The organism is Amycolatopsis speibonae (assembly GCF_042647925.1).
Taxonomy (GTDB): Bacteria; Actinomycetota; Actinomycetes; order Mycobacteriales; family Pseudonocardiaceae; genus Amycolatopsis; species Amycolatopsis speibonae.
In genome coordinates this window covers 65,222-83,549 of the sequence record NZ_JBHRWK010000058.1, presented here as the reverse complement: position 1 = coordinate 83,549, position 18,328 = coordinate 65,222, and the positions used below count along the sequence as shown (strand labels likewise).

The 18,328-nt window shown below is 70.3% G+C and carries 20 protein-coding genes; 5 read left to right on the top strand and 15 right to left on the bottom strand.

Annotated features, from left to right (window positions below):
• Positions 1-348: 348 nt before the first annotated feature.
• On the bottom strand, positions 349-1,269 hold the full coding sequence (locus ACFOSH_RS31205) for a threonine ammonia-lyase (protein ID WP_378242975.1): 921 nt from the start codon (positions 1,267-1,269) through the stop codon (positions 349-351).
• 70 nt (positions 1,270-1,339) lie between these two features.
• Here ACFOSH_RS31205 and ACFOSH_RS31200 point away from each other — a divergent pair, with 70 nt between their 5' ends.
• A complete protein-coding gene (locus ACFOSH_RS31200) occupies positions 1,340-1,819 on the top strand; it encodes an Lrp/AsnC family transcriptional regulator (RefSeq protein WP_378242973.1) in 480 nt (159 codons plus the stop codon).
• Here ACFOSH_RS31200 and ACFOSH_RS31195 read toward each other — a convergent pair.
• From ACFOSH_RS31195 to ACFOSH_RS31185, 3 genes are read right to left on the bottom strand one after another with little or no spacing between them, the layout of a single operon-like run.
• Complete coding sequence (locus ACFOSH_RS31195) at positions 1,797-2,909, bottom strand: XdhC family protein (RefSeq protein WP_378242971.1); 1,113 nt, start codon at positions 2,907-2,909, stop codon at positions 1,797-1,799. The two genes, ACFOSH_RS31200 and ACFOSH_RS31195, sit on opposite strands and share 23 nt — an antisense overlap.
• On the bottom strand, positions 2,902-4,005 hold the full coding sequence (locus ACFOSH_RS31190) for a vWA domain-containing protein (RefSeq protein ID WP_378242969.1): 1,104 nt from the start codon (positions 4,003-4,005) through the stop codon (positions 2,902-2,904). Before ACFOSH_RS31190 ends, ACFOSH_RS31195 begins: the two co-directional genes overlap by 8 nt.
• A gap of 7 nt (positions 4,006-4,012) precedes the next feature.
• Positions 4,013-5,230 carry an FAD-dependent oxidoreductase gene (locus tag ACFOSH_RS31185; protein WP_378242967.1) on the bottom strand — a complete coding sequence of 406 codons (1,218 nt, stop codon included), beginning with the start codon at positions 5,228-5,230 and terminating at the stop codon, positions 4,013-4,015.
• A 93-nt stretch (positions 5,231-5,323) separates the two neighbouring features.
• On the opposite strand from ACFOSH_RS31185, the gene ACFOSH_RS31180 reads away from it, so the two are divergent.
• Positions 5,324-6,358 (top strand): nucleoside hydrolase, encoded by a 1,035-nt coding sequence (locus tag ACFOSH_RS31180; protein ID WP_378242965.1) that lies wholly within the window; start codon positions 5,324-5,326, stop codon positions 6,356-6,358.
• Here the strand turns inward: ACFOSH_RS31180 and ACFOSH_RS31175 are convergent.
• The gene (locus ACFOSH_RS31175) at positions 6,355-6,921 is read right to left on the bottom strand and encodes a TetR/AcrR family transcriptional regulator (RefSeq protein WP_378242963.1); all 567 of its coding nucleotides are present in this window, start codon (positions 6,919-6,921) and stop codon (positions 6,355-6,357) included. The genes ACFOSH_RS31180 and ACFOSH_RS31175 overlap by 4 nt on opposite strands.
• 101 nt (positions 6,922-7,022) lie before the next feature.
• Between ACFOSH_RS31175 and ACFOSH_RS31170 the strand changes: the two genes are divergently transcribed.
• Complete coding sequence (locus tag ACFOSH_RS31170; protein WP_378243034.1) at positions 7,023-8,042, top strand: aldo/keto reductase; 1,020 nt, start codon at positions 7,023-7,025, stop codon at positions 8,040-8,042.
• 3 nt (positions 8,043-8,045) lie between these two features.
• Here ACFOSH_RS31170 and ACFOSH_RS31165 read toward each other — a convergent pair whose 3' ends face one another.
• From ACFOSH_RS31165 to ACFOSH_RS31120, 10 genes are read right to left on the bottom strand one after another with little or no spacing between them, the layout of a single operon-like run.
• Positions 8,046-8,918: an AAA family ATPase gene (locus ACFOSH_RS31165; RefSeq protein WP_378242961.1), complete on the bottom strand. Its 873-nt coding sequence runs from the start codon at positions 8,916-8,918 to the stop codon at positions 8,046-8,048.
• A 31-nt stretch (positions 8,919-8,949) separates the two neighbouring features.
• Positions 8,950-9,519 carry a nucleotidyltransferase family protein gene (locus ACFOSH_RS31160; RefSeq protein ID WP_378242959.1) on the bottom strand — a complete coding sequence of 190 codons (570 nt, stop codon included), beginning with the start codon at positions 9,517-9,519 and terminating at the stop codon, positions 8,950-8,952.
• Entirely contained in the window at positions 9,512-10,333 is an 822-nt protein-coding gene (locus tag ACFOSH_RS31155) for an IclR family transcriptional regulator domain-containing protein (RefSeq protein ID WP_378242957.1), read from the bottom strand. The genes ACFOSH_RS31160 and ACFOSH_RS31155 overlap by 8 nt, the downstream gene beginning before the upstream one ends.
• A 9-nt stretch (positions 10,334-10,342) precedes the next feature.
• A complete protein-coding gene (gene pcaC / locus ACFOSH_RS31150) occupies positions 10,343-10,747 on the bottom strand; it encodes a 4-carboxymuconolactone decarboxylase (protein WP_378242955.1) in 405 nt (134 codons plus the stop codon).
• Entirely contained in the window at positions 10,744-11,517 is a 774-nt protein-coding gene (gene pcaD / locus ACFOSH_RS31145; RefSeq protein WP_378242953.1) for a 3-oxoadipate enol-lactonase, read from the bottom strand. Before pcaD ends, pcaC begins: the two co-directional genes overlap by 4 nt.
• On the bottom strand, positions 11,510-12,058 hold the full coding sequence (pcaG, locus tag ACFOSH_RS31140) for a protocatechuate 3,4-dioxygenase subunit alpha (RefSeq protein WP_378242951.1): 549 nt from the start codon (positions 12,056-12,058) through the stop codon (positions 11,510-11,512). Before pcaG ends, pcaD begins: the two co-directional genes overlap by 8 nt.
• Complete coding sequence (gene pcaH / locus ACFOSH_RS31135; RefSeq protein WP_378242949.1) at positions 12,058-12,792, bottom strand: protocatechuate 3,4-dioxygenase subunit beta; 735 nt, start codon at positions 12,790-12,792, stop codon at positions 12,058-12,060. The genes pcaG and pcaH overlap by 1 nt, the downstream gene beginning before the upstream one ends.
• A 28-nt stretch (positions 12,793-12,820) precedes the next feature.
• Positions 12,821-13,999 (bottom strand): thiolase family protein, encoded by a 1,179-nt coding sequence (locus ACFOSH_RS31130; RefSeq protein ID WP_378242947.1) that lies wholly within the window; start codon positions 13,997-13,999, stop codon positions 12,821-12,823.
• Complete coding sequence (locus ACFOSH_RS31125; protein WP_378242945.1) at positions 13,996-14,751, bottom strand: CoA-transferase subunit beta; 756 nt, start codon at positions 14,749-14,751, stop codon at positions 13,996-13,998. Before ACFOSH_RS31125 ends, ACFOSH_RS31130 begins: the two co-directional genes overlap by 4 nt.
• Positions 14,748-15,557: a CoA transferase subunit A gene (locus ACFOSH_RS31120; RefSeq protein ID WP_378242943.1), complete on the bottom strand. Its 810-nt coding sequence runs from the start codon at positions 15,555-15,557 to the stop codon at positions 14,748-14,750. The genes ACFOSH_RS31125 and ACFOSH_RS31120 overlap by 4 nt, the downstream gene beginning before the upstream one ends.
• 679 nt (positions 15,558-16,236) lie before the next feature.
• Here ACFOSH_RS31120 and ACFOSH_RS31115 point away from each other — a divergent pair.
• Positions 16,237-17,202, top strand: a complete 966-nt coding sequence (locus ACFOSH_RS31115; RefSeq protein ID WP_378242941.1) for a 2-hydroxyacid dehydrogenase — start codon at positions 16,237-16,239, stop codon at positions 17,200-17,202.
• Positions 17,199-18,323 carry a glycerate kinase gene (locus ACFOSH_RS31110; protein ID WP_378242939.1) on the top strand — a complete coding sequence of 375 codons (1,125 nt, stop codon included), beginning with the start codon at positions 17,199-17,201 and terminating at the stop codon, positions 18,321-18,323. Before ACFOSH_RS31115 ends, ACFOSH_RS31110 begins: the two co-directional genes overlap by 4 nt.
• The last annotated feature ends 5 nt before the right edge of the window (positions 18,324-18,328 follow it).

Below are 18,328 nucleotides of genomic sequence, written 5' to 3'. Positions count from 1 at the left end.
TTGAAGGGAAGAGGGAAGGGGCGCAGATGCGGAAAAGAGGCGAGTGTCCATTCGGTACAGCGGGTCGTGAGTGGCAAGTGTCGTGCTAACGGCACTCACCACTCACGAGGCCACTCGGCGTTCGGCCTCTGGGAGACGCCGCTTTCGCGGATCCTGGCGGCAGGCGGCCTTGCGACGTGCCCGAAGACGGCCTGCCCGCACCCGGCCTGCGCCGGGTATCGGTACAGCGGGCGCCGGAATCGAGCGTGGAAGATTTCGGACGTTGAGTTGTCCGGAATCTTCCACGCTTGGCCCGCCGCGGCATTCGGTACAGGGGGTCGTGAGTGGCGAGTGTCGTTCTAGCGGCACTTACCACTCACGAGACCAAACGGCGTTCGCGCCCGTGATCACGGTGGCGACCCGATCCCCCGGGAGATCGTGCACGGTCAGCGCGGCCAGCCCGGCGGCTCCCGCGGGTTCCGGGAGGACGCCGAGGGTTTCCGCGCCCAGCCGCATGGCCGCGCGCAGATCGTCGTCGCCGACCAGCACGAAGTCGTCGACCAGCGACCGCAGCCGCCGCACGGATTCCGGCTCCGGGGACCGGATCGTGATACCGGCGGCGAACGAGTTGGCTCGATCGACGGTGATCGGCTCGCCCGCCCGCCAGCTCTTCGCCATCGCCGGCGCGGACTCGGCCCCGACGCCGACGATCCGGACGTCCGGCGCCTGCGCCTTGAGCCAGAGCGCGACACCGGCGATCAGCGCGCCGTCGCCGACCGGGAGCACGACCGTGTCGATCCCGCTCTCGCGCGCCAGTTCCAGGCCGATCGTGCCCGCGCCTTCGGAGATCGCGGGCTCCCGGCCGTCGACCACGAAGACGCGGTCCGGGGCTTCGGCGGCGAAGGCGGCCGCGGCGTCCTTCGCCTCGCCGTCGACCCGGCGCACCCGCGCCCCCAGCGCCTTCATCCGCCGCAGTTTGACCGGCGAGATGTCGGCGGGGACGAACACTTCGGCCCGCAAACCGCGCTTCCGGGCGGCGAACGCGAGAGCCTGCCCGAAGTTGCCGCTGGTCCCGCACACCATGGTGGTGCCCGGCTCCAGTCCGGCGGCGAAGTAGTCCGCCCCACGGCCTTTGAAGCTGCGCAACGGATTCAGCGTCTCGACCTTCACCAGGACCGGCCGCCCGAGCCGTTCGTTCAGCTGTTCGTCGCTGTACTGCGGGGAGTTCAGAAAGAGAGGGTCGATCACCTTCGCCGCTTCGGCGACATGGTCCAGCTGCAGGTCGGTCATGAAGCCCAAGCTAGAGCGGAAGACGATCACGGCGATTGTAAATTTTCCCGCCCGCGTGCAAAAATCTTGCGTGCCTCTGGACGAGATCGACCACCTGCTGCTCGGCCTCGTCCAGGCTGACGCGGCCCGCCCGCTGCACGACCTGGGGGACGCCGTCGGCCTCTCCCCCAGCGCGGTCCAGCGGCGGCTGACCCGGCTGCGCGCCGAGGGCGTGATCCGCGCGCAGGTCGCCGTGCTCGATCCGGAGGCGCTGAGCGCCGCGATGACGTCGGTCATCCTGGTCGCGCTGACCGACGACGACCTGAAGCACCACACGGCGTTCCGCGAGCGCATGCTGGCCGAACCCCGCGTCCAGCACTGCTACAGCATCGTCGGGCAGTGGGACTACGTCGTCGTCCTGCTCACCGCGGATCTCAAGACGAGCCGGTACCTGTCCAGGGAACTGTTCGACGAGCACGTCAAACGGTTCGAGACCCTGCCCGCCTTCGAGGTGGTCAAGTCCAGCCAGGCCGTCCCGGTGCCCGGTGTCAGCCGTGGATCCGGCCGGTGAGTTCCGCGAGCCGCGACCCCGAACCGCTCCACCGCAGCGCGATGATCTCCGCCGCGATCGACACCGCTGTCTCCTCCGGCGTCCGCGCGCCGAGGTCGAGGCCGATCGGCGAGGAAAGCCGTTCCAATTCCGCCTCGCCGACCCCGGCCTCGCGCAACCGCGAGAACCGGTCGTCGTGGGTCTTGCGCGAGCCCATCGCGCCGACGTAGCCGACGTCGAGCCGCAACGCGACCTCCAGCAGCGGCACGTCGAACTTCGGGTCGTGGGTGAGCACGGCGATCGCGGTCCGGCCGTCGATTCGGCCCGCGTCGGCTTCGGCCCTGAGATAGCGATGCGGCCAGTCGACGACGACCTCGTGCGCGTCGGGGAAGCGGCTCTTCGTCGCGAACACGGGTCGCGCGTCGCAGACCGTCACCTGGTAGCCGAGGTACGCGCCCATCTTCGCCATCGCGGCCGCGAAGTCGATCGCGCCGAAGACCAGCAGGCGCGCGGGCGGCTCGAAGGAGTTGACGAAGACCGTCATGCCCTCGCCGCGGCGCTGCCCGTCCGGCCCGTAGTGCAGGGTGCCGGTGCGGCCGCCGACGAGCATGCCGCGCGCGTCGTCGACGACGGCGTCGTCCATCCGGGACGATCCGAGCGAACCGGCGACCCGATCCGGCCAGACGATCAGATGCTCGCCGACCAGGCCTTCCCGTTCGTGCTCGATCACCGTGACCACGGCGACCGGCTGTCCACTGTGGACCGATTCGACGACGTCGCCGAGCTCCGGCATCGAGTCGCGGTCGACGTGCTGGACGTAGATGTCGATGATCCCGCCGCAGGTCAGCCCGACGGCGAACGCGTCGTCGTCGCTGACGCCGTAGCGCTGCAGCACGGGCGCGCGCTCAGCGACCACCTGCTGCGCGAGTTCGTAGACGGCGCCTTCGACGCAGCCGCCGGAGACGCTGCCGGTGACCGTGCCGTCCGGGGCGACGAGCATCGCCGCGCCGGGGCTGCGCGGCGCCGACGAGAACGTCGCCACCACCGTGCCGACCCCCACGGTCTCACCTGCCGCCCAGCGGCGGTGCAGTTCGTCCAGTACGTCACGCATCGGCGATCTCCACCAGCAGTCGTTCCAATGTGGCCATGCTGTGCCCGGCGAGCAGCCGATCGAGGTACGGGAGCGCGGCCACGATGCCGGACTGCACGGGAGCGTAACCCGCCCGCCCCGCGTGCGGATTCACCCAGAATACGACGTGCGCGAGCCGCCGCAGCCTGGCGAGCTGCTCGCCGAGCAGGCCGGGGTCGCCCCGTTCCCAGCCGTCGGAGAACACGGTGACCACGGATCGCCTGGCCACGCCGCGTTGTCCCCAGCGGTCGAGGAAGGCCCGCAGGGTCTCACCGAGCCGCGTCCCGCCCGCGAAATCGGGGACCGCGGCGGCCGCGGCGAGCATCGCGTGCTCGGGATCGCGTAGCCGGAGCTGGCGGGACACCCTCGTGAGCCGGGTGCCCAGGGTGAACACCTCGACACGGCCGGGAGCGTGCCGGGCGACGACGTGCGCGAACCGCAGCAGGGCGTCGGCGTACGGCCCCATCGAGCCGGAGACGTCGATCAGGAGGACGAGGCGGCGGGGCTTGGTGCCTTTGCGCCGGTACGCCAGGCGCACGGGCTCGCCGCCGCCCGCCAGCATCGCCCGGAGCGTGCGCGACGGATCGAGGGTGCCCCGCCGGGCCGCGCGCCGACGCGGCGACGACCGCAGCGGGAGGGCCGGGCGCAGCTTCGCGAGCAGTTCCCGCAGGTGAGCGCGTTCGGCGACGCTCAGTTCGGCGAGGTCGCGATGTCGCAGGATCTCGTCCTCACTTGCCGCCACCCGGAGCTGATCGGGCTCCGCGCCGGACTCGCCCTGGCTCGGCGCTTGCGCGAGCGAGGCGATCTTCGCGCGCTTCGGGGGTGTCTCCCGCCCTCGCCGTCGTGGTCCGGCCTTCTTTTCGGTGAACCAGGCGTCGAACGCGGCGTCGTAGCGCGGGAGGTCGTCGGGGTCTCCGCACAGCGTCAGCCGCCCGGCCCAGTACAGCTGCTCGGGATCGGCCAGATCGACCTCGCCCACGGCCGCGAGGTACGCCTGGACCCGGTGCGCGTCGCACGGCAAACCGGCTTCGCGCAATGCCTCCGCGAAGCCGACGAACCCGGCCAATGGATCGCTCACTCCTTCATTATGTGCCTCGCCGGGCGAAGACCGGGGTCTTCTCGCGCAGCGGGCCGACGCCGCCCAGGAATGCCGCGACGGCGGTGAGCTGCGGAAAGCGGTCGGAAATCCGGAGCGGAAGCGGGATGGTCCGCGCGGTCAGCGTGCCGTCCAGGGCGGGCTCGATAAGCATCTTGTGCTCCCCCAGTTGCTGTTTCCGGGCGAGCGAGACCGCCACGGACCGCCGTCGCTGCACGCGGGCGAGATCCCGCGCGGTCAGCGTGCCGCGCAGCAGCGGGGCGGCGAGGATCCGCGCGGCCGCCACGGCGTCCTGCACCGCGATGTTGACGCCCATCCCGCCGACCGGCGACATCGCGTGCGCGGCGTCGCCGATGCAGAGCACCCTGCCGGAGTACCAGTGCGGGAGCTTGGACATCCGGACCTTCAGCAGCTTGACGTCGTCCCAGCCGCCGATCTCGTTCAGCTGCTCGTCGGTCCAGCCGAACAGGCCGCCGATCCGCTCCCGGAACTTCTCGATCCCCTCGGCCCGGCGCTCGGCGTCCTGCCCCTTCCGGATCAGGTACGAGGTCTGGAAGTAGTCGCCTCGGTCCATGGTCACACCGGCGAGCCCGTTCGCGAAACAGCCGAACACCTGGGCTTCCTTGCCGGTGTCTTCACGTTTGGGCACCCGGACCCACCAGACGTCCATCGGCACGTCGTAGTCCGTCGAAACGAGGCCCGCTTCCGCCCGGATCAGCGAATCCCGGCCGTCGCAGCCGACCACGAGCGACGCCGCCAGCTCCCGCTCGGCACCGTCGGAATCGCGATAGCGCACGCCGCCGCCCTCGCGCAGGCCGGTCACCTCCGCTCCCATCCGCAGGGTGAACGTCGGTTCTTCGGCTGCCGCTTCGGCGAGCAGGTTCAGGAAGTCCCACTGCGGGACCATCGCGATGTACTTGTGCGGCCCGGGAATCCGGCTGAAGTCGGCGGCGACGATCGTCGTGCCGCCGATCACCATCCGCATCTTCTCCAGCCTTCGCGACGGCAGTTCCGCGAACCGTTCGCCGAGCCCGAGGTCGTCGAGCAGCATCAGGGTCGGGGGATGCACCGTGTCGCCACGGAAATCGCGGAAGAAGTCCTCGTGCTTTTCGAGAACGGTGACTTCGACCCCGGCCCGCGCCAGCAGGAGCCCCAGCACCATCCCCGCCGGGCCGCCCCCCACCACACAACACTGTGTCCGTTCCATAGTCGAGTTGTAGCGTGCCCGCCGAGCCGTCGCCAGGTGTTCGGCTCCGAAGAGGACCTAGGTCCTGCCGGGAATTCTCGCTACGGTGACGCCATGTTCTCGTCCCGTGCCGTGCTCGCCGTCCTGCTCGCCTGCGTCGTCGGCGCGGCGGCCGCCCCCGCCGCCTCGGCGACCTCCGCCTCTTCGCCGGTCCCTGTCGTGTTCGATGGCGACTCCGATTTCGCGGACATCGCGACGCTCGCGTACCTCTGCCAGGCGCACAAACAGCACCGCATCGACCTGCGCGCGGTCACCGTCACCGACAACGGCGCCGGAATCCCCGGGCGCGGGCTGACCCACGTGCGGACCGCCCTCGGGAAATGCGGCCTCTCCGGCGTTCCGGTCGCCGACGGTTCCGACACCGGGGTGAACCCGATGCCCGCCGACAGCCGCGCCTGGACCGAAAGCATCCTCAACGGCGCACTCGGCGACGCGGGCGTGCCGGATCGTCCGTCACGGGTCCGGGCCTCGACACTGCTGGCCGCGACGGTGCTCACGTCCGCCAAGCCCATCGTCGTGATCGCGACCGGACCGCTCACGAATGTCGCGAAGGCGATGGACGTTCCCGGTGTGGCGCAACGGATCTCACGGCTCGCGGTGATGGGCGGCGCGTTCGACGTCCCGGGCAACGTGTTCGGCCCCGACGCGGCGAAGTTCGACGGCACCCAAGAGGTCAACATGTGGCTCGACCCCGCTTCGGCGGACAGGGTCTTCGCCGGGATCCGCCGGGTGGACATCGTCGGACTCGACGCCACGAACGACGTCCCCATCACACCGTCCTATGTGGAGCGTCTGGGCAAGGAAGGGCGGACCGCGGAAGCGAAACTGGTGCACGCGATCGTCACTCAGCCCGATCTGGCGCCGTATGTCCAGGACGGGTCGGCGTTCTGGTGGGACGCGCTCGCGTCGTCCGAGGTGTTCGACGCCGTGAGCCCGGTCAAGCTGCGGCAGGCGAAGGTCGACGTGCGACAGGACGGCGCCGCGGCAGGACGTACTTACGTGACGCCGAAGGGAACTTCGCAGTACATCGGCTACGACGCGGACCCCGCGTTGTGGGAGAACGGCTTCCTGAAGATGCTGAACGGCTAGGGTTTCAGGCCCGCGATGAGGACTCCGACCATCTTGCGCGCGTCGTAGCGGGGATCGTTGCCGGCGCCGATGCAGAGGTTCCCGACGCCGCGCATGACTTCGATCGCCTGCAGGTCCGAGCGGATCTCGTCGGCCTCGGCCGCGGCGTCGAGCAATCGGGCGCAGACGGGCAGGAGCGTGTCGAGGAAGTAGGTGTGCAGCGTCTCGAACCCGGCGTTGTCGGACCGCAGGACCGCCGCCAGACCGTGTTTGGTGACCAGGAAATCGACGAAGAGGTCGATCCAGCGCCGCAACGCCTCGTACGGGGAATCGTTCGACGCCAGCAGTTCCGGCCCGGCCGCGGCGCACGCGTCGACCTGGTGCCGGTAGACGGCGATGATGAGGTCGGCCCTGGTCGGGAAGTGCCGGTAGATCGTGCCCATCCCGACGCCCGCCTTGGCCGCGATGTCGCGGACCGGCGCTTCGACGCCCGAGGTGACGAAGACGGCGGCGGCCGCGTCGAGCAGGGTCTTCTCGTTGCGCCGGGCGTCCGCGCGTTTGCCTTTGGTGCCCTCTTCACTCATCACGCCACTCCTCCACCTGCGCGGTTGCCAAGCGGAACATTGCTCCGTATCGTTAGCGGAGCAACGTTCCGCTTGCTCATCTTGCCATGGAGGACACCGTCATGCAGTACCGCACCTTGGGCAGGACCGGTGTGCAGGTCAGCACCCTCGCGCTCGGCGCGATGAACTTCGGCGCGATCGGGCGCACCACCCAGGACGAGGCCACCGCCATCGTCGACGCCGCGCTCGAGGGCGGGATCAACGTCATCGACACCGCCGACAGGTACAGCGACGGCGAGTCGGAGAAGATGGTCGGCAAGGCCATCGCCGGCCGCCGCGAAGACCTCGTGCTGGCCACGAAGGCCGTCTTGCCGATGGGCGACGAGCGCAACCACCAGGGCGCTTCACGCCGATGGCTGGTCACCGAACTGGACAACAGCCTGCGCCGGCTCGGCGTCGACCACGTCGATCTCTACCAGGTCCACCGCTGGGACCCGAAGACCGGCGACGAGGAAACGCTTTCCGCCCTGACCGATCTGCAGCGCGCGGGAAAGATCCGCTACTTCGGTTCGTCGACCTTCCCCGCGTACCGGATCGTGCAGGCCCAGTGGGCCGCCCGCGAACACCACCTGAGCCGGTACGTCACCGAGCAGCCCGGCTATTCGATCCTTCAACGCGGCATCGAAACGCAGGTGCTGCCCGTGACCGAGGAGTACGGGATGGGCGTGCTCGCGTGGAGCCCGCTCGCTTCGGGCTGGCTGTCCGGCGCGGTCCGGGAAGGCCGGGAGATCAAGACGAATCGTTCGGCCGTCCTGCCGCAGCGTTTCGACCTGACCAGGCCCGTCAACCAGGCCCGGCTCGAAGCCGTCGAGCGGCTGGTCAAGGTCGCCGACCAGGCGGGATTGAGCCTGATCCAGCTCGCGCTGGGCTTCGTCGTCGCGCATCCGGGCGTGACGAGCGCGATCATCGGGCCGCGCACGCTGGCGCATCTGGAGTCGCAGCTCGCCGCCGCGGACACGGTGCTCTCGGCGGACGTCCTCGACGCGATCGACGAGATCGTCGCCCCGGGCACCGATCTCGCGCCGGAGGAGAAGAACGACACCCCGCCCGCGCTGCTCGACGCGTCGCTGCGACGCCGCTGACGTTCAGGCGAGCAGTTTGTCCAATTTGGCGCGGACCCTGTCGAGGTCTTCGCTGTACTTGAGCACCGAGCCGAGGGTCCGCGCGCCGGCCGCGGCGTCCAATTCGGACATTCCCAGCGCGAGGAGCGCCTGAGCCCAGTCCAGGGATTCCGCCACCCCTGGCGGCTTCAGCAGCTCCATCTCGCGGAGCCGGTGCACGGCCGTCGCGACCTGTGACGCGAGCCCTTCGCCCAGGTCCGGGATCTTGCGGCGCAGGATCTCGATCTCGCGGCCGAGGTCCGGGTGTTCGAGCCAGTGATAGAGGCAGCGGCGCTTCAGCGCGTCGTGCACCTCCCGCGTCCGGTTGGAGGTGAGCACCACGAGCGGCGGATGCTCGGCGCGCACCTCGCCGAACTCGGGGATCGTCACCGCGTTCTCGTCGAGGAGTTGCAGCAGGAAGGCTTCGAACTCGTCGTCGGCCCGGTCGATCTCGTCGACCAGCAGTACGCACGGCGCGGTCTGCAACGCCTTCAGCAGCGGCCGGGAGAGCAGGAAACGTTCGGTGTAGAGGGATTGTTCGGCGGCCCCGACGTCGAGGCCGCCGTCACCGGCGGCTTCCAGCGCCCGCAGATGCAGTAGCTGCCGGGGGAAGTCCCATTCGTACAGTGCCTGCGCCGCGTCGATCCCCTCGTGACACTGGAGGCGGATGAGCGGCAGGCCCAGCGCTTCGGCCAGGCCCAAGGCGAGCGAGGTCTTGCCGGTACCCGGTTCGCCTTCGCAGAACAGCGGGCGGCCGAGCCGCAAGGCGAGGAATCCGGCCGTGGCGATGCCGTCGTCGGCGAGGTAGCCGACCGATTCGAGGGCTTCGGCCAGTTTCTCCGGCGATTCGACGGTCACGTCCCGATCGTAGGCCTCGGGGGGCCGGAGATCAGTCTGGAAGATCCTCGCGGCGGTCCACGTCGTGTCCGGTGCCGAGGTCGCCGCATTCGACGAGCCGCAGATCGGGGCGGTCCTTGAGCCAGTCCCGCGCGCCCTTGTCCCCGGACGCGCCCGCCGCGATCTCCGGCCACCAGCGGCGGCCGAGCACGACGGGATGACCGGGGACACCGTCGTAAGCGGCTCGCGCGACGGTGTTCCCGTCTGCCCCAGTCGCGACCCTGCGCACCACTTCGGCGCCGACGCCGGGCAGGTCCACGAGATGCACGACAGCGGCTTCGGCGCCTGTCGCTTCCAAGGCCCTCAGACCCGCGCGCAGCGACGCGCCCATGCCGGACTCCCAGTCTTCGGCCACGACGGCGGCCTCGGCGGCGGGCAGGAGCGCGCGGACTTCGTCGGCCGAAGCACCCAGCACCACCCGGACCGGTGTGCAGCCCGCGTCGGCGAGCACCCGCAGCGCCCGGACGACGAACGGCTCACCGTCGAGGACCGCCAGCGCCTTCGGCCCGCCGAACCGGCGCCCGGCCCCGGCCGCGAGCAGCAATCCGGCGGTCTCAGCCATGCCCTGCCTTCGTCTGTCCCGCCTTGGTCGGCGGCGCCGAAGCCAGATCGGTCTCGATGGCGCGTGCCGCTTCGAGCAGCGACGGCAGCAGTTCGTGCTCGACGGACTCGGGTGTCGTACGGCTCGCGTGGGTGGAGAGGTTGACCGCGGCCACGACCCTGCCCCGCCTGTCCCGGATCGGCGCGGCGATCGAACGGAGACCCTCTTCGAGTTCTTGGTCGACCACCGCGTATCCCTGCCGGTAGACCCGCTCCAGCTCGGCGATCAGGTCCTTCTGCCTGGTCAGCGTGTGCGCGGTCAGTTTCTCGAGCTTGGCCGCGTCGAAGTAGCCGTGCAGGTCTTCGCCTTCGAGGCCGGCCAGCAGAACGTGCCCCATCGACGTCGCGTGGGCCGGGAAGCGGGTGCCGACGTTGATGCTGACGGTCATGATCCGCGAAACGGCCACGCGCGCGACGTAGACGATGTCCAGGCCTTCGAGCACGGAGACCGAACTCGACTCGTGCACCTTGGCGGACAGCCGTTCGAGATGCGGCTGGGCGACCTCCGGCAGCGACAGGCTCGAAAGGTAGGAGTAGCCGAGTTCGAGGACCCGCGCGGTGAGCGAGAAGTACTTGCCGTCCGTGCGCACGTACCCCAGGTCGACGAGGGTGAGCAGGAACCGGCGGGCGGCCGCCCTGGTCAGCCCGGTGGAGCGGGCGACGTCGCTCAGCGTGAGTTCCGCCGCCTCCGCGTTGAACGCCTTGATCACGGCCAGTCCGCGTTCCAGCGACTGGACATGGTGCGCTCCGCGCTCGGTCACCTCGCCTTCGTCCATACGAGAACCCTAACCGGCGCCTTCTTCCCTTGCGGCAGGCTCACCGAGTTCGGCCAGTACCCGCTGTGCCACGGCGAACGCCGCGTTGGCTGCCGGGGCGCCCGTATAGACGGCGGTGTGCAACAGCACCTCGGAGATCTCCTCCGCGGTGAGTCCATTGTGGACCGCCGCCCGGACGTGCATCGCGAGTTCGTCGTGGGCGTGCAGCGCGGTGAGTGTGGCCAGCGTGACGCAGCTGCGGGTCTTGCGGTCGAGCCCGTCGCGCGACCAGACCGAGCCCCAGGCGCCCCGGGTGATGTAGTCCTGGAACGGTCGGCTGAACTCGGTGGTACGGGCCACCGCCCGATCGACGTGCGCGTCCCCGAGGACTTCGCGGCGCACCCTCATGCCGGTCTCGTAAAGGTCATCGCTCATCGAGCCGCCTCCAGATGTTCGAGAATGAGCGCGGTGAACCGCTCCGGCTGTTCGAAACTCCCCAGGTGCGCGGCGCCTTCGACGACCGCGAGCCGCGCGTCCGGGATGCCGCCGGCGATCACCTCGGCGTGCTCGACCGGGGTCGCCGGATCCTCGGCCCCGGCGATGACCAGGGTCCGCGCCGCGATCTTGGGCAGGTCACCGACGAGGTCCATCCGTTCGACGGCCTGGCAGGACGCCGCGTATCCCTCGGCGGGGACGGCGGCGATCATCTCGCGCAGGAAGGCGGCTTGCCCGGGATGCGCGGCGACGTGGCCAGGAGTGAGCCAGCGGCCGACCCCGGCCTCGGCGACCGAGGCGGTTCCGTTCTTCCTGACCGTCTTCGCCCTGTCCGCCCACATGCTCGGCGGCCCGAGTTTCGCGGACGTGCAGCAGAGCACGAGGCTTTCGATCCGGTCCGGCGCGTGCACGCCGAGCCACATCCCGGTCATCCCGCCGAGCGAGAGCCCGACGACGTGCGCACGTTCGGCACCGTGCTCGTCGAGCAGCGCGACCAGATCACCGCCGAGGTCTTCGAGCGTGTACGGCCCGGGCGGCACCGGGGACGCGCCGTGCCCGCGGGAGTCGTAGCGGATCACCCGGAAACCCTTTTCCACCAAGGGTTTCACCTGCGGGTCCCACATGCGGTGATCACTGCCGAGCGATCCGCTGAACACCACGACAGGGCCGTCCGCGGGCCCTTCCACGACGCTGTGCACCAGCTCAGACATCGAAGAACACCGTCTCCCCCTCGCCCTGCAGCCGGACGTCGAACCGGTAGCCCTCGTCCGTCTTGGTGGCGATCAAGGTGCCCCGGCGGGCCTCCGGGACCGAAGCCAGCACCGGGTCCCGGGAATTGTCGTTGTCCTCGAAGTAGATCCGGGTGACGACGCGGTGCAGGAGGCCGCGGGCCAGCACCGAGACGTCGATGTGCGGCGCCTGTGTGCTGCCCGCCGGACCGGGGAGCGAGCCGGGCATGATCGTCCGGATCCGGTAGTTGCCACCAGGATCGGTCGGACAGCGCCCGAAGCCCCGGAACCCGCTCGCGACCGCTCCGCGCGGGTCGTCGGGGTGGTCGAACCGGCCGTCGGCGTCGGCCTGCCAGGTCTCGATCATCGCGTCCGGGACCGGTTCGCCCGCGCCGTCGAACACCCGGCCGTGGATGCGGATCGCGGCCGGTTCGTCCGCGGGGACGACGTCCGGTCCGTCCGGCCAGGGCAGGCCGATGGACAGGTACGGGCCGACGGTCTGGGAAGGCGTCGTCTCCGGCATCAGTGCTCGTCCTCCTCGTCTTCGAAGACCGACGCCTCGCGGCCGCGCACGACGATGTCGAACTGGAAGGCCAGCGCCCACTCGGCTTCGGTGCGGTCCAGGTCGAACCGCGCGATCATCCGCTGCCGTGCCTTCTCGTCCGGGATGGAGTTGAAGATCGGGTCCTGCGAGAACAGCGGGTCTTCCGGGAAGTACATCTGGGTGACCAGCCGCTGGGTGAACGCGCTGCCGAAGACGGAGAAGTGGATGTGCGCCGGCCGCCAGGCGTTGTCGTGGTTCTTCCACGGGTACGCGCCCGGTTTGATGGTGGTGAAGGTGTAGCGCCCTTCGCCGTCCGTCAGCGTCCGGCCCGCGCCGTCGAAGTTGGGGTCGATCGGCGACGGCCAGCGGTCCAAGGTGTGCCGGTAGCGGCCGCCCGCGTTCGCCTGCCAGACCTCCACGAGCGAATCCCGGATCGGCCGCCCGTCACCGTCGAGCAGCCGTCCGGTGACGATGATCCGCTGCCCTTGCGGCTCTCCCGGATGCCCCTGGGTGAGGTCGTTGTCGAACTCGCCGATCCGCCCCGGCCCGAGCGCGGGACCGGTGACCTCGGTCAGCAGGTGCGGGAGCACGATCAGCGGCTCCTGGGGGTGCCGCAGCGCCGTCGACCGGTAGCCGGCGTGGTCGAGCGGCGGATGCGTCCCTTCCGGATCGCGCCGGTAGCGCGGGAGCATCGATTCTGCGGGTGCGGACATGGTGTTCCCTCCAGCGCGGGTCAGTGGGTCACTGGGCTTCGAGGACGACGGCCAGCCCCTGGCCGACGCCGATGCAGATCGCGGCCAGTCCCCACCGGCCGCCGGTGCGGCGCAGGTGATGGGCCAGCGTGCCGAGGATCCGGCCGCCGGAGGCGCCCAGCGGATGCCCGATCGCGATCGCGCCGCCGTTCACGTTGACGATCTCCGGGTCGAGCTTCGACCAGTCACGCAGGCAGGCCAGCGACTGCGCGGCGAACGCCTCGTTCAGTTCCACCGCAGCCAGGTCTTCCCAGCCGATCCCGGCCCGTTCCAGGGCGATCTCGGCCGCGCGGACCGGGCCGATGCCGAAGACGTCGGGGTCGACACCCGCCGCGCCGCGGCCGGCGATCCGGGCCAGCGGCGCCTTGCCGAGCCGCTTCCCCGCGGCCTCGTCACCGAGCAGCAGCGCGGAAGCGCCGTCGTTCAGCGGCGACGCGTTCGCGGCCGTGACCGTCCCTTGTGGACGGAAGACGGGCTTGAGCTTCGCGAGCTTCTCCGTGCTGGAGCCCGGGCGGATGCCTTCGTCACGAGTGAGTTCGACGCCTTCGACGGGGACGACGTGGTCGTCGTAGAACCCCTCGTCCCAGGCGCGGGCGGCGTTGACGTGGCTGCGCACGGCGAACGCGTCCTGCTCGTCGCGGCCGATGCCGTAGCGCTCGGCGAGCAGTTCGGTGGACTCGCCGAGCGAGACCGTCCACTGCTCGGGCATCTCCGGATTGACCATGCGCCAGCCGAGCGCGGTGGAGTACAGCGTCTGGTTGCCGGCGGGGAAGGCCTTCTCCGGCTTCTGCATGACCAGCGGCGAGCGGCTCATCGACTCGACCCCGCCCGCGACGGCGAGCGAGGCGTCGCCGACCTGGACCGACCGGCTCGCCTGCATGACCGCGTCGAGACCGGACCCGCACAGCCGGTTGACCGTGGCACCGGGCACGGTCGTCGGCCAGCCCGCCAGCAGCGCCGCCATCCGCGCGACGTTGCGGTTGTCCTCGCCCGCGCCGTTGGCGTCGCCGAGCACGACCTCGTCCACGGTGGCCGGGTCGAGGTCGTTGCGCTCGGCCAGTGCCCGCAGCACGGTCGCGGCGAGGTCGTCCGGGCGGACCCCGGACAGGGCGCCGCCGTACTTGCCGAACGGGGTCCGGATGGCGTCGAACAGGAAGACGTCGGTCATGCGCTCGCCCTTTTGAGGTCTCGGAGGATGCGGAGTTCTGCCTCGGTCGGCGCCGGGGTGGTTCCCAGGTCGCCTGCCACCTTCAGTTTCCACCCGGTCGCCTCGACGACCTGATCGACGTCGACCCCGGGGTGCAGTTCGGTGAGCGTGAGCTCGGCGGTCTCGGGGTCGGGGCGCATCAGGCCGAGGTCGGTGACCACCAGCGTCGGCCCGGCGCCGGGGAGGCCGAGCCGCTCGCGGTCGCCCTTTCCGGTGCCATGACCGAACGATGTCACGAAGTCGACTTTCTCGACGAACGTGCGGGTGCTCTGCCGCAGCACCACGAACACCTCGCGGCAGGACGCGGCGATCTCCGGCGCGCCGCCCGCTCCGGGCAGGCGCACCTTGGGGTTGGCGTAATCCAGTCCGATGACGGTGGTGTTGATGTTGCCGAACTTGTCCAACTGGGCGGCGCCGAGGAAACCGACGTCGATCCGGCCCGGCTGGAGCCAGTAGTTGAAGACCTCCGGGACGCTGACCACGGCGTCCGCGGTGTCGGCGAGTTCGCCGTCGCCGATCGACAGCGGGAGCCTGGTCGGTTTGGCGCCGAGGCAGCCGGATTCGTAGATCAGCGTGAGGTTCGGCGCGTGCCCGCGGCGGGCCAGGTTGGCGGCCGTGCTGGGCAGGCCGATGCCCACGAAACAGGACATCCCGTCGCCGAGCGCGCGGGCGGCGGCGACGCTCATCATCTCGTCGGAGGTGTACCCGGTCATGCCCTCACTCCCGTCAGCTCGTCGAGCCAGCGGGTGAAGCTCTCCCTGTCCCGGCCGATCGCGTCCCATGCCTGGTAGGCGTCGTTGTCCCGTTCGTAGTACCCCGCCGCGTACGACGGCCTCGCACCGCCGGGGACCTCGGCGACGGCGGTGACCGCCCACGAGGGCAGCACGATCGCGCCCGGCCGGGGCTCCAGTTCGTCCACGACCTCCTCGACGGTGACCAGCGAACGCTTCGCCGCCAGCACCGCTTCCTTCTGCACGCCCGTGATCCCCCAGATCTGGACGTTCCCGGACCTGTCGGCGCGCTGGGCGTGCACGATCGTCACGTCCGGGTTGAGGGCGGGGACGGCGGCGAGCAGCTCACCGGTGAACGGGCAGGTGATGGGTTTGATCGTGTCCGTCTGCGCGGGCAGATCGGTGCCGGTGTAGCCACGCAGGACGGCGAACGGCAGCCCCGAGGCACCGGCGACGTACCGATTCGCCATGCCCGCGTGACTGTGTTCCTCTATTTCCAGGGGTACCGGCCACGAATGCTGGACAGCGTCGCGGAAGCGGTGCAGCGAGCCGACACCGGGATTGCCGCCCCAGGAGAAGATCAGCTTGCTCGCGCAGCCCGCGCCGATGAGCTGGTCGTAGACGATGTCCGGGGTCATGCGGACCAGCGTCAGGCCGGTGCGGCGCTGACGGATGATCTCCTGGCCCGCGGCCACGGGAATGAGGTGCGTGAAGCCCTCGAGCGCGACGACGTCCCCGTCACGCACCAGCCGCGCCACGGCCTCCTTCAACGACAGAAGCTCCGCCATCCCCACTCCCGGATTGTTCGCACTGTTCGTATCGCGCACACATGTTCTTCAGACGAACATAGCACAAGGACTCCGGTTGTGGCACCCACGACGAGAAGGCGCCGATCACACGGTCGTGAAGGCCTCCTTGCCTACCCTCAAGGTAGGGAAGGAGGCCTTCACGGACATCCGAACGCAGGGGCTCAGCTGATCCCGCTGCCGGGCGGGAACCATTCGACAGCCTTGAAATCCCCGGTCTCGACCCGTTCGAAGGTCGCGCTGCTCATACAGGGCGGCACGACGAACTCGTGGTCCGGATCAGGCCCCCAGCTATAGCCGACCCTGTCACGCTTGCGTTGTCGTACACCGACATCCCGACCCTGCGGTCCTTGAGATCCGGGACGTTCGTGTCCTCGACGATGCCGGTGACCACGGCGACGGGCCGCCGACGACCAGGCTCGGTTCGGTCGGCCTCCCCTTGCCTTCCTCCGCTCCCGACGCCGGACCGGCCGCTACGAGCGAGTTCTCGTGATCGGTTCATTTCCCACCCCCTGGAATTCCCCTGTCGCGGAACCTTTCCGCACTCCGACCATCCCGCGGCGCCCGGCCGTGACGACTCCCCCGCGCAGGGGAAGCGACTCCCTCACAGCGGGGATCTCTCATGTTTGGGATACCAACCGCCGCACACTAGGCTGAGGGAGTGACCTCGACGATCGCGGTGACCCGGTGGATCCCCGACGAAGCGCTGAAAGTGCTCGCCGAAGCCGGGGAGGTGAAACTGTCGCGCGCCGACAGGCCGCTGACGCCGGACGAGCTGCGCGAGTTCGTCCAGGGCGCGTCCGCGATCGTCGGCATGCTGCACGACCGGATCGACGGCGCGGTCGCCGACGCGGCGGGCCCGGACCTGAAGGTCGTGGCGAACGTGGCCGTCGGCTACGACAACGTCGACGTCGCGGCGCTGACCGGCCGCGGGATCACCGTCACCAACACCCCCGGCGTGCTCACCGACGCGACAGCGGATCTGGCCTTCGGGCTGATCCTCGCGGTCACGCGACGGCTCGGCGAGGGCGAACGGCTGCTCCGCTCGGGCACCCCGTGGTCGTTCCACCTGGGCTTCCTGCTCGGGGCCTCGCTGCAGGACAAGACGCTCGGGATCGTCGGACTCGGCCAGATCGGCCAGGCGGTCGCGCGGCGGGCGCTCGGTTTCGGCATGCGGATCGTCTACTCAGGACGGTCACGGGCCGCCGAAGACGTCGAGAAGACCCTGGGCGCGAAATATGTGCCCTTCGAAGAACTACTGGAAAGCTCCGACGTCCTTTCGCTGCACTGCCCCCTGACGCCGGAGACCCGGCATCTCATCGACGCGGACGCGCTGAGGTCGATGAAACCCGGCGCGTATCTGATCAACACCACGCGCGGTCCCGTCGTCCACGAGGCGGCGCTGGCGGACGCGCTCGAAGCCGGGGAGATCGCCGGAGCGGGCCTCGACGTGTTCGAGGCCGAACCCGAGGTCGAGCCGCGCCTGCTCGATCGCGAAAACGTCGTCTTGACGCCGCATCTCGGCTCGGCGACGGTCGAGACCCGTACTGCCATGGCCGTGCTCGCGGCCGAGAACGTCGCGTCGGTGATCACCGGCGGAAACCCGCTGACGGAGGTTCGTCCATGACTCGTGTGGTCATCGCGCCCGACAAGTTCAAGGGAAGCCTGACCGCGGTCGAGGCCGCGGAAGCGATCGCCCACGGCGTCCGCGACGCGCTGCCCGACGCCGAAGTCTCCTCCTGCCCGGTCGCCGACGGCGGCGAAGGAACGCTCGACGTCCTCGTCGCGGCGGGCGGGCACCTCGTGGAACTTCCGGTCCGCGGGCCGCTCGAAGACACCGTCGACGCGCGCTACGTGATGCTGGACGGAACGGCCTACATCGAGTCGGCCCGCGCGTGCGGGATCGAGTTCGTCGAGCCGAGCCCGGAGGTGGCGCTCGCCGCGCACACCTGGGGCGTCGGCGAACTCCTCGCGCACGCGCTCGACAACGGCGCGCGGCGGCTGGTGCTGACCGTCGGCGGGACCGCGAGCACCGACGGCGGCGCCGGGATGCTGGCGGCGCTGGGCGCCGGGGTGTTCGACGCGTTCGGCGCACCCGTCGGACTCGGCGGCGGCACGCTGGGCCGGGTCGCTTCGGCCGAACTCGGCCCGGTGCGCGAAAGGCTCGGCTCCGTCGAGGTCGCCGTCGCCACCGACGTGACGAACCCGCTGCTCGGATCCCGTGGCGCGGCCGCGATCTTCGGCCCGCAGAAGGGAGCGGGCCCGCGCGAGGTCGAGCAGCTGGACGAGTCCTTGTCCCGCTGGGCACAGGCGTTGCGGAACGCCGGGACCCCCGACGTCTCCGACCTTCCCGGAGCCGGGGCGGGCGGCGGGGTCGCCGCCGGCGCGATCGCGGGACTCGGCGCGCGAGTCGAATCCGGCTTCCAGCTCATCGCCGGGCTCACCGGGGTCGCGAGCGCCATCGAACGCGCCGACCTCGTCATCACCGGTGAGGGCTCACTGGACGAGCAGAGTCTCGACGGCAAGGCTCCGGCGGGTATCGCGGCCCGCGCACAGGAACACTCGGTGCCCCTGATGGTGCTGGCCGGGCGGATCCAGCTGGACGAGAGCCAGCTCGCCGGCCTCGGGGTCGTGGGCAGCGCCGCCCTGATCGACCACGCGCCTTCGCTCGACCACGCGCGTGAGCACGCGGCGAAGCTCTTGCGCGAGCGGGCCGGCGAGCTGGTCCGTGCCTGGGCCCGGACTTAAAGCCT